Source organism: Mycobacteriales bacterium (genome assembly GCA_035504215.1).
Classification (GTDB): domain Bacteria; phylum Actinomycetota; class Actinomycetes; order JAFAQI01; family JAFAQI01; genus DATAUK01.
The window spans coordinates 67192-81550 of record DATJSI010000062.1 but is presented as its reverse complement, the minus strand read 5'-3'; the positions used below and the strand labels follow the sequence as shown (position 1 = coordinate 81550).

General features: G+C 66.2%; 16 protein-coding genes. 9 read left to right on the top strand and 7 right to left on the bottom strand.

The window, feature by feature from the left end; all coding sequences use genetic code 11:
* Window positions 1-347: 347 nt before the first annotated feature.
* A complete protein-coding gene (locus tag VME70_07975; GenBank protein HTW20131.1) occupies window positions 348-779 on the bottom strand; it encodes an HSP20 family small heat-shock protein in 432 nt (143 codons plus the stop codon).
* A 148-nt stretch (window positions 780-927) separates the two neighbouring features.
* On the opposite strand from VME70_07975, the gene VME70_07970 reads away from it, so the two are divergent.
* Window positions 928-1302 (top strand): MerR family transcriptional regulator, encoded by a 375-nt coding sequence (locus VME70_07970; protein ID HTW20130.1) that lies wholly within the window; start codon window positions 928-930, stop codon window positions 1300-1302.
* A gap of 328 nt (window positions 1303-1630) precedes the next feature.
* Here VME70_07970 and VME70_07965 read toward each other — a convergent pair whose 3' ends face one another.
* From VME70_07965 to VME70_07955, 3 genes are all read right to left on the bottom strand, one after another.
* Window positions 1631-2620, bottom strand: a complete 990-nt coding sequence (locus VME70_07965) for a hypothetical protein (protein HTW20129.1) — start codon at window positions 2618-2620, stop codon at window positions 1631-1633.
* A gap of 133 nt (window positions 2621-2753) precedes the next feature.
* Window positions 2754-3323, bottom strand: coding sequence for a CBS domain-containing protein (locus tag VME70_07960; GenBank protein ID HTW20128.1), 570 nt, complete (start codon window positions 3321-3323; stop codon window positions 2754-2756).
* Between the two features lie 133 nt (window positions 3324-3456).
* A complete protein-coding gene (locus VME70_07955) occupies window positions 3457-4062 on the bottom strand; it encodes a TetR/AcrR family transcriptional regulator (protein HTW20127.1) in 606 nt (201 codons plus the stop codon).
* Window positions 4063-4186: 124 nt separating this feature from the next.
* Between VME70_07955 and VME70_07950 the strand changes: the two genes are divergently transcribed.
* The 4 genes from VME70_07950 to VME70_07935 all read left to right on the top strand — a co-directional run bounded on the left by VME70_07950 (window position 4187) and on the right by VME70_07935 (window position 7355).
* Entirely contained in the window at window positions 4187-4507 is a 321-nt protein-coding gene (locus VME70_07950) for a DUF1330 domain-containing protein (GenBank protein HTW20126.1), read from the top strand.
* Window positions 4504-5424, top strand: a complete 921-nt coding sequence (locus VME70_07945) for an SDR family NAD(P)-dependent oxidoreductase (GenBank protein ID HTW20125.1) — start codon at window positions 4504-4506, stop codon at window positions 5422-5424. The genes VME70_07950 and VME70_07945 overlap by 4 nt, the downstream gene beginning before the upstream one ends.
* A 604-nt stretch (window positions 5425-6028) precedes the next feature.
* Window positions 6029-6640 (top strand): sulfite oxidase-like oxidoreductase, encoded by a 612-nt coding sequence (locus VME70_07940; GenBank protein ID HTW20124.1) that lies wholly within the window; start codon window positions 6029-6031, stop codon window positions 6638-6640.
* Complete coding sequence (locus VME70_07935) at window positions 6633-7355, top strand: FAD-binding oxidoreductase (protein HTW20123.1); 723 nt, start codon at window positions 6633-6635, stop codon at window positions 7353-7355. Before VME70_07940 ends, VME70_07935 begins: the two co-directional genes overlap by 8 nt.
* 47 nt (window positions 7356-7402) lie before the next feature.
* On the opposite strand, the gene VME70_07930 is transcribed toward VME70_07935, so the two are convergent.
* Complete coding sequence (locus tag VME70_07930; GenBank protein ID HTW20122.1) at window positions 7403-7834, bottom strand: Hsp20 family protein; 432 nt, start codon at window positions 7832-7834, stop codon at window positions 7403-7405.
* Window positions 7835-7990: 156 nt separating this feature from the next.
* Here VME70_07930 and VME70_07925 point away from each other — a divergent pair, with 156 nt between their 5' ends.
* Window positions 7991-8287: a MerR family transcriptional regulator gene (locus tag VME70_07925; GenBank protein ID HTW20121.1), complete on the top strand. Its 297-nt coding sequence runs from the start codon at window positions 7991-7993 to the stop codon at window positions 8285-8287.
* A 188-nt stretch (window positions 8288-8475) separates the two neighbouring features.
* Here VME70_07925 and VME70_07920 read toward each other — a convergent pair whose 3' ends face one another.
* On the bottom strand, window positions 8476-11643 hold the full coding sequence (locus VME70_07920; protein HTW20120.1) for an AAA family ATPase: 3168 nt from the start codon (window positions 11641-11643) through the stop codon (window positions 8476-8478).
* Between the two features lie 220 nt (window positions 11644-11863).
* On the opposite strand from VME70_07920, the gene VME70_07915 reads away from it, so the two are divergent.
* Genes VME70_07915 through VME70_07905 form a run of 3 tightly spaced genes read left to right on the top strand, consistent with a single transcriptional unit; the run spans window position 11864 to window position 13723 of the window.
* Window positions 11864-12145: a hypothetical protein gene (locus tag VME70_07915; protein ID HTW20119.1), complete on the top strand. Its 282-nt coding sequence runs from the start codon at window positions 11864-11866 to the stop codon at window positions 12143-12145.
* Between the two features lie 10 nt (window positions 12146-12155).
* Entirely contained in the window at window positions 12156-13049 is an 894-nt protein-coding gene (locus VME70_07910; GenBank protein HTW20118.1) for a histidine kinase, read from the top strand.
* 17 nt (window positions 13050-13066) lie between these two features.
* Window positions 13067-13723, top strand: a complete 657-nt coding sequence (locus VME70_07905) for a response regulator transcription factor (protein ID HTW20117.1) — start codon at window positions 13067-13069, stop codon at window positions 13721-13723.
* A 73-nt stretch (window positions 13724-13796) separates the two neighbouring features.
* Here the strand turns inward: VME70_07905 and VME70_07900 are convergent, their stop codons facing one another.
* Complete coding sequence (locus VME70_07900; GenBank protein HTW20116.1) at window positions 13797-14261, bottom strand: hypothetical protein; 465 nt, start codon at window positions 14259-14261, stop codon at window positions 13797-13799.
* Window positions 14262-14359: the final 98 nt, after the last annotated feature.

Sequence of the window (14359 nt, the reverse complement as noted above, 5' to 3'; positions counted from 1 at the left end):
CGAATGTTCACAGCGAAATCTCCGGCCGAACGGTCACCGCGCCCGGCGGCGAGTTGGCCGCGCGGGGGTGAGCGTTGCCTGGCTGATTGGTCGAACGGGTGCGCTGGGCTGCCCCGTCTCACTGGTTTCACCGTCCGATCAGGTGTGACCTGACGCGGCGGCGGGACTGTGATCCACCGCGGTCCGGAGGTAGGCGGTAGCCGGCCGGGCCACGCGGCGGCGATGATCGCGTCGAACTCGGCCTCGAGCAGGTCTTGATCGTTCAGGACCAGATCAATGAACTGCTCGTCGCCTCGTGTTGTGCCACCGCAGCTTCCCATCGTGGTGCTCATGACCGTGCCGCGGGCTCAGACGTTGATTGCCTGTCGCGTGTCGGCCTTGCTTGCGATGGAGATCTTGCGCGGCTTTGCCTGTTCAGCGACCGGGATCTGCAGGGTCAGCACTCCATCGTCATAGCTGGCGGCGATCTTCTCGGTGTCGAGGTTGTCACCGAGGATGAGCTGCCGGCTGAAGATCCCGCGGGGTCGTTCGGCGGCGATCAGCTCCGCGTCGCTGGCCCGGGCGGGACGTTCGGCCTTGACCGTCACGACGTTGCGTTCGACATCGAGGTCGATCGAGTCCGGGTTGACGCCCGGTAGGTCGAACTCAACGTGAAAAGTGTCGCCGTCACGCCACGCGTCCATTGGCATGACCGACGGGCGGGCGAGGGTGCCGTTGGTGCCGAAGACCTGTTGGGTGAGCCGGTCCAGTTCGCGGAACGGGTCGGTGCGCATCAGCATCGTGTCCACCTCCGTCTTCTCCTTTCCTGATGCTCCTGAGGGCCACAGATGTTCGACTGATATGTGGCGTGCGCTATAGATTTCTTGTAACACACGTGGCACCATGATGCAAGAGTCAGATCAGAAAATTTCCGAGTAGGGGGACCGCATGGTGGGAGTACCCGCACCCGATGCCTCTCGCGGCGTGTACGGAATCTCCGTCGCAGCGGAGCTGGTCGGGATGGGGGTACAGAACCTCCGGCTGTACGAGGCGCGCGGCCTGCTCGCTCCCGACCGCACCGCCGGCGGGACCCGCCGTTACAGCGCCCACGACCTCAACCGGCTCCGTCACATCGGGGACCTGCTCGATGCCGGGCTCAATCTCGCCGGCATCGCTATGGTCCTCGACCTCGAAGAAGAGAACAGCGCACTACGAGCGGCAAAAGAGGACCACCAATGGCTCACGACCGCATCGATCCAGGCGACCAGATCCCAGAAGCGGACCTCCTCGAACAACACGCCCCGCTCAGGTCCCCAGAGCTAGCTCCGACGAGTCCACACTCGCTGACCCACCACTTCGTGTCGAGGGTCGATGAGGCCGCCGATCCAATCTGGACGAACTTGCCGCATCAGCGCATGGCGACAGCCAAGTCGACGCGTGAGCGAAGGCGAATGTAACTGCCGAGGACTGGTCCGGGCCCCACCGGGGCACTGCCGGGGGCACCGTGTGAAACCGCGGCTCAGAGCCCATACTCGTGTCCCCCCGAGGGCGGGGGGGTGGCCTCCTCCTGATCGCCTGCGGCGAGACGCAGCCTGATCTTCCGCCGTAGATAACCCGCCAGGCTTCGCGATCGACGGAAGCGTGGCCCCGTCTAGTGCTCTATCACCCTGAGCACGTCGCGCACCGGGCGCCGCGGGGTAGTAGCTGCAACATGCGCGTAGCCAAGCCGGAGGAGAACCTGCGGATAGCCCGCGGTCCCTAGTTCGCGTCGTAACTCAGCGCGCGCCGCTGGTATTTCACATACCTGCGAGTGCAGGGCGGCGAACACCCAGTGCCGAGCCGAATCGACCAGGACATGTTCAAGGGCGGATCCTGCGCGTAACCAGGAACGCTCATCGTCGCCATCGGTGACGAGCACGGCAAGCAGGCCGGGTGACGAACCGGCTTCCTCTGCGGTCCCCAGCCCTCGGCCCAAGTCGAAGTCCCGCGCCGCGAACTCAGTGGCCTGCGCCCTCGGCCGCGCCGGATAGGCCTCCGGAGGTACCCCGTCTCGGCGTCCGCTGCCGGGGGCGGGGGTCCAGTCCGCAAGTGCGGCCAGGGCGCGCTCATTCGCATCGATCGCCCCCGCTGCCTCACGGGTCAGCTGCAACACCTTGTGCCGTCTCCCCGGATCGCAGAGGTAGACGAGACATGCTTGCTCGGCCTCCGCCACACGGTGCAATTCCACCTGCAACTGCGTAGGCAAGGTCCGATCATCGAACCCTCCGCGATGAGTGTGCCGGCGCACGAGCGCGGCGAGCCGCTGCCGTTCCGCCTTGCTCGCAGGCTCCCCTCGCGCCACCACCACGCGAGCCAGCCACCGGGGCTGTCCGGGATCTGGTAACAGCAGCTCCGACCCGACGAGCCCTCGCTGACGCAGCGCCACCCGCAGGTTGAACAACGCGGCACCGCAACTGATCACCAGCTCCCGGCCATTGGGATCACCAACCGTCAGTCCGCGAGAAGTGTCAGCGAACAGGTTGAAGCCGGTGCCGTCCCAGACGAACCGCCATGGCTGCGTGTTATGGATCGACGGCGCCCGGCACGCCTGCTCGACTAGCCAGCTCACATCAGAGTCGACCAGCAGTGGAGGTGTTGCCATGTCCCATCACCGTCCCCAGCGAGCCCAGCCCTTGGACGCTCCCGGCAAGCGAGCCAGGTGTTTCCGCCCCGAGGGTGGGCAGAAGCTCCGGCCTGGTACCAGAGGCAAACGCCCCCGATGCTCCAGCCGAAGGTCACTGCATCAGGTCACGCCGGTCCAGGCGTGCAGGCAGGGACAAGTCGAGCACATTGCCAGATGACCTGCCCTCGGCGCCACGGTGTTCAAGCGGCGCGGCCGGCTCGCCAACGTTAGGCAGCCGACCCGCACGGATGAGGTTCCGGACGGTCTCCAGGTCGATCCGCTCGAGCGCCCGCAGTGCTTCGAGGCGGCTGATGATTCCCACGACCCGGCCGGCGCCAAGCACCGGAATGCTCCGGCCGCCGTCGGCGACCATGAGGGCCAGACAATAGGACATATCATCGGTAGGACGCACCGACGTTCTCGGTGCGGTAGCGATATCCGCCACCCGACGTGGCATCGAACCGGGATCGAGTTGCGCGGTCGGGCTCAGGCCGATACCTAGGCGCAGGGCGAGCGCACGCAGAACGTCGGTCTCGGTCAACATTGCGACCAGCCGGCCCTCACGATCCGTCACCGGGAGCGTGTTGACATGGTTGTCGGCCAGCAGTCGAACGGCCTCCTCGATCGGTGCGCTCGCGCGCACGGTGATCGCGGGGGCCGCCATCACCTCGGAGACCTTCACGGCGACCCTCCTACCTCGCCAGTTTCAGCCTGTATCTCGGTGGAGGTGGCGTCCAGTGACGTACGTCCCGGCGTACCGCGGCCCTAGGTCCAATCTCGTTCGGCCAGCACGCGCCGTTGCGCCCCGACCGGGCTTAGGTCGGGACGGCAAGCGCGAGGAGCGTATTGATCGCAGCTTCGAAGGGTTGAGTGCTCCGTTGTACTTGGGCGAGCAGCAGTCCCCCTTCGAGGGTGGCGAGCAGAGTGGTGGCGAGGTCGTCCGGGTCGATGCCGGGCGCGAGCTTCCCTTCGGCATTAAGCAACTTGAGTTCCTCGCCTATGGCGGTTGACCAGCGCTCGAAGCCGGCAGCGATCAGGGCCCGGGCCTCGGGGTCGCTCTCGGCGAGTTGACCACCGAGCGAACCAAGTTGGCAGCCACCTCTTGCTTGGGTGCGCCTCGCGGAAGTGATGACCATCTTCCGCCACGCTTCGAGGCCCTTCACGCTGCCGAGCACCCGCCGCTGGCGACTGACGATGGCGTTGGCCTGATAGTCGATGACCGCCTGCACCAGATCGTTCTTGTCGGGAAAATAGTGGTAAAGCTGCGAACCGCTGACCTCCGCTGCCATCTTGACGTCTTCCAAGGTGGTACCCGCGACCCCACGCTCGTGGATCAAGTCGGCAGCGGCTTCCACGATTCGTGCCCGGACCCGTTCCCCCTTGGGGGTGAGCCGCCGCCGATCACTCGTCTCGTTGACCATGCACCCACTCTAGCGATTCTGGGTTTGACAACCCAGTCTGTACTGGACCAGACTGAGTCGCTCAACCCACTCTTAGCAGTGAAGGCCAAGCACCCAGATCCCCTACTAGGAACTGAGGACCCGCGTGAGCGCATACGTACTTGTGGAGTTCACCGTCAGAGATCCGGATGTCTATCGGGAGAGGTACGCCCCCATCGCTGGGCAGACGGCCACAGAGCATGGCGGGGAGGTAATCGCCGCTGGTGACTGGGAAGTTTTGCACGGCGACGGCTCGCTCAGTTCCGGAGCCCTCGTACGGTTCACCGACAGGGATACGGCCCTCAGCTGGTACAACTCGCCCGCGTATCAGCAGCTGATCGACATCCGAAGCGTCGCGATGGACGCCCGCTTCCGCTTGCTCCAGGGCCTGCCCACGCCCACGGACGACGAGAGACGATCCGAGTGAGCGCGGTGCCGGGAAATACGGCGCTCATCACTGGCGCCAACGCCGGGCTCGGCAAGGAGGTGGCCCGGCAACTGGCCCGACGTCCCGAGTTCGCGGGGATCTACCTGGCATGCCGGAACCGATATCGAGCGAACGCGGCAAAGGCCGAGCTCGAGGCCGCGACCGGCCGAAAGATTTTCGACACCGTGCTCATGGACGTTGCCGATCAGAGCTCCGTTCGCGCTGGCCTGGCATCCTTCGACGGATCGATCGACGCGCTGGTCATGAACGCTGGTGTCATCGGCCCGCAGACGCTGAGCCTAACTGCCGACGGCGTCACCATCGTGTTCGCGACGAATGTCCTTGGTCACGTTGTCCTCCTCGAAGAACTCCTGGCCGAGGGCCGGCTTAGCCAGGTTGCGGTGTTTGTCGGAAGTGAAGCAGTCGCCGGAGTTCCGAAGTTGGGAATGAAGCGGCCATCGTTCGACTCAACCTCCGCCGACGAGCTCGCAACAGTCATCGATGGCAGCTTCTTCGCCAACCGAAAGCCTGACTTCAACCTGGCCTTCGCACAGGCCAAATACATCGGTGCCCTATGGATGGGCTTCCTCGCCCGCCAGCACCCCGACCGCCGATTCGTTACCGTGAGCCCCGGGAACACCACCGGGACCGGAGCTGCCAGCGGCCTTCCCTTACCGATGCGGGTAGCCGCCAAGTACGTCATGCCCGCCTTTGGTCTCTCCCACAAGCTCGACGTGGGCGCGAAGCGGCTCGTCGACGGCGTCACCGACCCGGCCCTGTCCAGCGGCGTGTTCTACGCCAGCCCGGAGAACAAGTTGATAGGTCCCCTGGTCAACCAAGCCGACTTCTTGCCCGATCTGGCGAACACCGCGTTACAGGACCACGCCAACGAGGCCATCCACCGTTTCATCTCATGACGGCCGCTCGACCGGGGGACAGGCTGGCGACGGCCAGCGAACCGTCTCCCGATCGGCTCGGCCCACTACACGCAGTAAGCACGAGCGCGGTTACCACGGCGAGGACCCCCAACCCACCTGATCGTCGGACAGCCATACCGACTCAACGCGCAACAGGCCTGCGCGTACTACACGCTCTCCGCCGGCGCCAGTCCGACCCGCATGAAGGGGCTATCGGCGTGAGCGGGATCGGAGGGCACGCAAGGCTATAACTGGCCCCTCGACCAGCAGGTCGCGGTTCGTATTGTGGGAACTGACGGACGCGAGACTGGACTCGAACCGACGGCACGCCGGTCAACCCATCGGATCTCGACCAGCGGCCAGCCTCTACCAGCCGGCGCGCGCCGCACTTTCGCGTGCGACGCGAGCCGAACGGCCTGCGCATCGTTATCCCCGTCGCACCAGGCCGATCAGGGCGGCGTACCTTTGAGGCCTCAGCGCAGGTCAACGCCAGAGCTCAATCGCAGGAACCTGCGGAGGACTGGTCCGGGTCCCACCGGGGGCACGTTTGTGAATCCGCAGGGCGGCCGACTACACCGTCGGCAATCTGGGGGGAAGAATCGTCGTGACGGAACCGACACGTGGCTTTCTGGGCCGTACGCATCGTCAGCGTGATCCTCGGTTGCCACCTGGCCAGTACGACGCCGGGCAGGACTGGCCGGTGTTAACGGCAGAGGTGACCCCACGGCTCGACACCTCGACGTGGACCATGACGGTCGACGGGCTGGTCCGCGAGTCACGCTCCTGGTCCTGGGAAGAAATGCATCAGCTGCCGGGCTCGGAGTTCGCCGGCGACATCCACTGCGTCACGACCTGGTCGAAGCTCGGCACGCGCTTTGGTGGCGTAAGCGTTGATGAGCTCCTGCGCCTCACTGGCCCGATGCCGCACGCAACCCATGCCCTGGCTACGTCGACCACCGGATACACCACGAACTTTCCGCTGGACCATCTCACCGGCGGCAAGGCGTGGATCGCGTGGACGTACGAAGGTGAACCACTCCCCCGCGAACACGGCGGTCCGGTGCGCTTGCTGGTGCCACACCTGTACTTCTGGAAGAGCGCGAAGTGGATCACCCGGCTGACGTTGCTCGACCACGATCAGCCAGGATTCTGGGAACAGAACGGTTACCACGACCTCGGCGACCCGTGGCTCGAGCAGCGGTACCAAGGTGACTGATCCGCTCGGGGTTCAGCCGGCGCCGACCGGCGGGTGGCGACGCGCGACCGTCCGTGAGGTTGCCCACCCGACCCCACACGCGGTCCTGCTCCGCCTCGAGGTGCCGGATCGCATTGACCACCTTCCCGGCCAGCACTATGTGATCCGGCTGACCGCTCCTGATGGCTACGTCGCCCAACGTTCGTACTCGGTGGCATCCGCCCCGTCGGACCCACTGATCGAGCTGTTCGTCGAGCGCCTCGACGACGGAGAGGTCTCGACGTACCTCGCCGACGTCGCCGCACCCGGCGACGTTCTCGATGTCCGGGGCCCAATCGGCGGCTGGTTCGTCTGGCGAGGCGACGCGCCCGCGGCCGGAGTTGGCGGTGGATCCGGCGTCGTTCCGTTGGTCGCGATGCTCCGTCACAGCCGGCACCTTGGCCGAGGAGAACTGCTACGGCTCGCCGTGTCATCTCGGACCCTCGCCGAGCTCCCGTACGCCGACGAACTCGCCGCTCATGGCACCGTCATCGCGCTTACTCGCGAGGACAGCGCGAGCGGCCGCCCGCGCGGTCGGCTCAATGCCGCGGATCTCCGACCCGTATTCGATCGTGCTGATGACTCGTACTACATCTGTGGCTCAGCCGGGTTTGCCGAAGCCATCAGCGACCTGCTCCTCGACATTGGAGTTGCCGGCCAAAAGATCCGGGTGGAACGCTTCGGGCCCAGTGGCTGAGACCGTCCGAGCGCGTCGCGCATGATCGTCGTCATGGGCGGTCGGGGTCAGACGTCGATGGCCTGCCTGCGCTCACCGTTGTTCGTGATCGAGATCTTGCGCGGCTTGGCCTGTTCGGCGACTGGGATCTGCAGCCCGAGAACACCTGCGTCATAACTGGCCTGGATGCGCTCGGTGTCGAGGTTGTCACCGAGGATCAGCTGCCGGCTGAAAATGCCGCGCGGACGCTCAGCCGCGATCAGTTCAGCATCAGTCGCGCGCGGCGGACGTTCCGCCTTGATCGTCACCACGTTGCGTTCGACATCGAGATCGATCGAGTCCGGGTTCACTCCGGGCAGATCGAACTCGACGTGGAAGGTGTCTCCATCCCGCCAAGCGTCCATCGGCATCACCGAGGGGCGCGCGAGGGTCCCGTTGGAACCGAAGACTTGCTGGGTGAGCCGGTCCAGCTCACGGAACGGGTCGGTGCGCATCAGCATCGTGTCCACCTCCATTGCTCCTCTTCTCTCGGATGCTCGTCGCCAAGTGGCCCGAGAGTCGGACCTATGGCATGCGCTATAGATTTGATATAGCATGTGTATGATGGCAGCGCAAGCGGCTACAGCGAAGAATTCGGCCGGCGAGAGAGTGGCAGCGTGACAGGCACCGACCCTGACCGCGCGCGTGGCGTGTACGGCATCTCCGTAGCCGCTGAGCTGGTTGGCACCGGGGTGCAGAACCTTCGCGCCTACGAGGCGCGCGGACTGCTCGAGCCGGAGCGCACCGTGGGAGGCACCCGCCGGTACAGCGCTAACGACCTTGATCGATTGCGCCGTATCGGCGACCTGCTCGACGCTGGTCTCAATCTGGCCGGCATCGCCATGGTCATGGAGCTGCAAGACGAGAACAGCAGGCTGCGAGCCACGAACGCGCGACGCCGAACCGCTCAATAGCCTGCGGGCATCGAGCGTCGGTGATGTATGCGAGGGCCGCGACTGCCCGTGACGGTGCTATCGCGTCGGTGGGCGTCTTGCCGGACCAATTGCCGTGTGTCGCGACCGAATCGGAAGCAGAGTCAGCTCGGCGCTGGCGAGTGCCGAGTATCGAGTGTCGGTGTGCCTGCCGGTGGCGAGAGAACAGTTCATGCGTCGACCGCAAATACTCGACGGGGTCCAGGGAGGCCTTTGAATTCGCGGTCGCCGGCGTCGATGAACCGGACGCCGGAGCCCGCCAACAGGTCCCGCACGGTTCCCGACGTAAGTATCTGACCGCCCTCGGCCGAAGCGGCGATTCGAGCAGCAACGTGTACGGCGATGCCGGTTAGCTTGTCGCCGGATTGCTGACACTCACCTGAGTGCAAACCGATCCGTACTTCCAGGCCCAGGCGACTCACCGAAGCACGACAGGCACTCGCACAGCGAACCGCCTGCGCCGGGCTCGCGAATGCGGCGAGGAAGCCGTCACCTGCGGTATCGATCTCTCGGCCGTCGAATCGCGCCAGTTCACGGCGGACGGCTGCATGGTGTCGGTCGAGAAGCTCTCTCCAGCCTCGGTCGCCGAGCGTGGCGGCCTTTTCGGTGGAGCCGATGATGTCGGTGACCATGACGGTTGCAAGAATCGCCGGAGCCGCCGTTCGCTCGATTGCGACGGACGCCAGCCGCTGAAGCCGTACGGCGCCTACCCGCGTTGCGATCTCGTGGGCGGAACGTGCCGCCCGCTCGCTGGCGTCCCCGGTGTCCATTGTCCACTCGAGGTCGGCCAAGCCGAGCCAGGCTTCGGTCTCTCGCGCCGGGCACGGCATCGCGTTGTACCGCCTGATTGCATCAGCGAACAGCTCGCGGGCGCTCTCGTTCCTTCCCGCTGCGACAGCTTGGTGGGCCTCGCACAGCCGCCACGCCGCGACATTGTGGGGGTTCCGGTCATTCCCGGTTAGCCGATCAATCTGCGTCAACCACTCTCGGACCTCCTCTTCCAGGCCAGCGGCAGCGAGCGCCGCGGCGCACTCGGGGGAGAACATCCAGTGACTGCCGACCCGCTTGTCGGGGTACGTGGTGGTCTCAAGGACTTGTAGGAAGACCGGGAGCGCAGCCTCGATGCCGTCGGCGTGCAGGAGTTCGCGCGCGCGGGACGCGAGCGCGGGCGCGATGCGTTGGTTCTCGGAGGTGCCGGAGGCCAGTTCGCCGAGCTCCGCGGCAATCGCAGCACTCATGGGATCGGCAGTTCGGTCGGCAACCTCGTACAGCGCAGTTAGTGCGACCACCCGTGACGGCACATCACTGGTGCCTCGAGTCTGCTCACCCAAGGCCCGTGCACGGTCGTAGTCCCCGATCAAAGCGAGCAGCCAGGCGTAACCCGCACCCACATACCGTTCGATCGGTGCGTAACGCTCACCGAGTTCGTGGGCTCGTGCGAAAGCCTCTCGAGAGCGGTACAGCTCGCCGCCCCACAACATCGAGTAGCCCGCATTTGTGGTGGCGTTTCGCTCCGCTTCGACGTCGTTTGCGGCCAGAGCTGCAGCGAGGGAAGCGGAGTAGGCGGCGTCAAAGTCAGGCCCGAGCGGGGTGGTCAACATCCGAGTGCCATGCAGCCCGGATAGGGCACTGGAATTGCTGGAGTCGTGAGCCAGCGATATGCCCCGTTCAACTAGCTCGGTCGCCTCGTCGCCGCGATCCATCAGGGTGAGACGACGCGTGAGGTTTCGCAGCGCGGTTGCCTCTGCATAGTCGTCGCGACCACGAACCAGGTCGTAAGCCTGCTGGCACATAACCAGCGCTCCTGCACCATCACCGCTGAGATAGCGCTCATTTTCCAGGACATGGACGGCACGAGCTTCACGGATCGGGTCATTCGCGGAATGGGCCCTGCGCCTGGCTTCGGTCGCGAACGCTATTGCAAGCCGGCGATCCGCCGCGTCCACAACGCCCTCAGCGGCTTCGAGCAGCAAGTCGAGCCGCTGCGGGGCGTCCGGACCGAGAAAGCCCAACGCTCGGTCCCACTGCCTACCCGCCTCATCCGTCGCGAACGTCGCTGATGCAGTTCGGGCGGCCAGTATTCCGTACTCAATAGCTTTGCCCACCTCACCTGCCGCCGTGAAGTGGTCGGCGAGGACTGACGCACGGGCAGGGAGCTCATCCGCGCGCGCCGCAACCACCGCATTCGCGATCGCTGCCCGCGCTCGCTGGCGATCAGGACCGACCAGCTCCTCAGCGAGAGCCTCACGAGTGAGCGCATGACGAAAGACATAGGTGGTCAACGCGCCCTCGTTCGCCTCCGACAGGATCTGGAGCCGCAGGCCCGCCCGGATCGCTGCCTCCACTGCCTCGATCGTCTGCTTCGTGGCAGCGGCGAGGACATCCACTTCAAGCACTTCGCCGGCGACGGCTGCGAACTTCAAGATCTCAAGCTCATCGTCGCTGAGAGTCCTGGTTCTGTGGAGTAGCGCATCGCGGACGGTCAGTGGCATGTGGATGGACGACAGGTCGACGCGCCTCCAGTCCCCGGCTGCGCGGTAACCCTCGCCTGAACCGATCAGTCCGGTCATCAGCTCCTCTATGAAGAACGGATTTCCGCCGGTGCGGTCAAATACCGCGCGCGCAAAATCCTCTCCGACCACCGTGCCGTCGAAGATCGCCGCGAGCATCTCTGCTACCTCACGGCTGGACAGCGGTGCGAGTCTTATCTGCTCAAGGCGGCGCTCCCGACCCAACTCGGTCAACAACACTTGGAGGGGATGGCGACGGTGCATCTCATCCGGCCGATAAGTGCCGACGATCAGCACGGGTAGGTCGTCGATCTCGCGAACGAGGCTGCTGAGCATCCGGAGGCTGTCGGTATCGGCCCAGTGCAGATCCTCGAGCAGAAGAACCGCGCCGTCCGGACGGCTTACGCGACGCAGTAGTTGCCAGACGGCGGCCGCAAGATCATCCGGAGTCGGCGTCGACGTCCCGATATCAAGGCTCCGCGCAATCTCGGGCACCAGCACCGCAGCCAAGGTCGCGGGTGGCGCGAAGAGCTCGCCGATCGTTGCCTGGTCGAGCACGCGAACCCACCGCCGCAGTGCAACCGCGAAAGGCTGGTACGCCGTCGCACCGTCGCCCGCGCAACCGCCCACCATCCGACGGAGACCACGCGCCTTGGCCAGGTCCAGAGCCTCGGCCGCCAGCCGTGACTTACCCATCCCTGCTTCCGCTGCTATCAGCAGCAGCGCGCCACGTCCGCTGGACTCAAGCCGTGACAGAGACCTGGCGATCGCCGCCATATCGGCTTCCCGCCCGACCCGCACCGGGCAGAGACCGGAGTCCGCGACCACGGGACAAGTTTCGCCTATCACGGCCAGTCGGACACGCTGATCGCGCCGCAGGCGCGAACCTCGTCATCGGCCAGCGAGTGAGCAACCCAGCCCGGGTCGTGCTGGTCGTGCTAGCCGTACCCCCGATTCGGGTGTCTGCACGACAGACGTCTCCCCCGTTCGTTGCGAACCTGGAACAGGCGACCACGACGGTTGCTAGCGAGGATCAAAGGAGGCAGTCATGTACGACGAACGCGAGCACCAACGATCGACCGGGCGGATGGCTCCGTCCGCCGCCAGGGGCAGCTTCACGGCGTTCGGGGCGCGGCACGTGAAGGGCGTGGCGATCAGCCGCTGGGTGGCCGCGATCTGTTTCGTGATTGCCGGGGCAGTACTCATGGCGCTCGGCTACTGGCTGGGCGCGCTGTTCTTGCTGCCCGCGGTCGCGAACGGCTCGCTCGCCTACCTGGTCCCGCGCTGGAACCTCCGGGACGCGACGAACAACGCCCACCTCTCGGCGTAGCGTCTCGACAATGACCGGCGCAGGCCCTTCGGAGGCCAGAGGCACCTTCACGGCGTTCGGGGCCAAGCACGTGAAGGGCGTGGCGATCAGCCGCTGGGTGGGGGCGGTCGGCTTTGTGATCGCCGCGGCAGTCCTCATGGCCTTCGGCTACTGGCTGGGCGCGCTGTTCTTGCTGCCGGCTGCACTGAACGGCGCGCTCGCCTACCTCGTCCCACGGTGGAATCTGCTCCGGGATGCCCCGAAGAACCTCGAGCGCGTCCACGAGCTACAACGGTCTCGCGCCCTCGTAGTAGACGATGCGGCCGCCCGGCTGCGCCGGATCGAACAGGACCTGCACGACGGGGCGCAGGCCCAGATGGTCGCCGTGGTCATGAAGCTGGGGCTTGCTCGCGACCGGCTCAGCGCCTCGGCCGCCAGATCCGAGGGGACCGATCTCGATCGAGCGCTGGAGCTGGTGGACGCCGCCCGCCACGGAGCCATGGAGGCGATCGCGGAGCTTCGTGACCTCGCGCGGGGCATCCACCCGCCCGCCCTGGATGAAGGCCTCGATGCGGCCCTCGCCGCCCTCGCACAACGAAGCGACCTGCCGGTTGAGCTGGTCGTCGACCTTCCTGATCGTCCGTCCCCTGCCATCGAGACGATCGCGTACTTCTGCGCCGCGGAGCTGCTGACGAACGCGGCGAAGCACAGCGGTGCCCGGCGCGCCACGGTGCAGGTGCAGCACCAGCCCGGCCTCGTGACAATGCGCGTCAGCGACGACGGCGCAGGCGGCGCCCGGCTCGTCCCAGGCGGGGGCCTGGCCGGCCTCGCCGAGCGGGTCAACACCGTCGATGGCAGGCTGCAGGTCGAAAGCCCGGCCGGCGGCCCGACCGTGGTCACCGTCGTACTGCCTTCCCGAGTCTGACCCGAAGGGGACGTCGAATGCGGGTCGTCATCGCCGAAGACTCCGCCGTTATCCGCGCCGGGCTCGTCGAGATCCTGGCCGACCGGGGACACGAGACGGTGGCCGCGGTCGGCGATGCAGAGGCGCTACGAGCAGCCGTCGACGAGCACGAGCCGGACGCTGCCATCGTGGACGTGCGCATGCCTCCCGACTACACCGACGAAGGGGTCCGGGCAGCAATCGCCATCCGCCGCGACCACCCCGGCACCGGAGTGCTCGTCTTCTCCCAGTACATCGAGACCCGCCACGCCGCCGAGCTCCTCACTGCGCCGTCCGGCCGCGGTGCCGCCGGGATCGGATACCTCCTCAAGGACCGCGTCGGCGATGTCGGCGAGTTTGTCGACGCGCTGGCCCGGGTGGCAGCCGGCGGCACCGCTCTCGACCCCGAGGTCGTCACACAGGTGCTCGGCGCCACCCGGCGTACCGACGACCTTCAGACGCTCACGCCCAGAGAACGCGATGTCCTCGCCCTGATGGCCGAAGGCAGGTCGAACGCTGCCATCGCCAGCAGCCTCGTGATCTCCGAGCGAGCGGTCGAGAAGAACGTCGCCAACATCTTCACCAAACTCGACCTGCCGCCCTCGGACGCCGACCACCGGCGCGTGCTCGCCGTCCTCCGCTACCTGGGGTCGTAAGCCTGGCCTCAAATCCGTCGTCGCATGCGAGGCTCGTGATGCGCCGCGGCATCCTCCCCCTCGAAACTTGCGCTCAATGCGGCTCAAGGTGCGGACGTCGGCCGGTCGGAAGTACGGTCCTGCCGTAGCTCGACTCGACTTCGAATGCGAGCGCCGCATAAAGCGCGACAGCGAACAAGACCAGCCCGCACACGCCTGCCGCCAAGCGCCAACCCTCTGTGCCCGCAATCTCGTATGCGCCCGTCAAGTCGAAGCGCAACGACGCCAGACCCATCACTGTCGCCGCCACGCCCTTTGTCAGTGAGCCGACCGCCGCTGGGACCAGCAGCCCGCCGGCCGCACCGATAAGCAGCAGACCAAGCCCGGGACTCAACTGGCCGGGTACGCCGGTGAACATGGCTGCACCCAGCGCCAGCCAGGTAGCCGCCAAGACACCCATCCCGGTCGCTGCGACAGCATCCCGCGCCACGAAGCCCATCACCGCACCGATCGCCTGCAACGGCACGGGAAAGACCATGAGAATCAGGCCGACCGTCATCCAGTCGGCTCCCGACGATGGGATCCAGTGCAACTGGAGCCCGGACGCGGTGAGCGTGGCACCGGCGAGGCCGATGAACCCGAGCGGCAACGGACTCG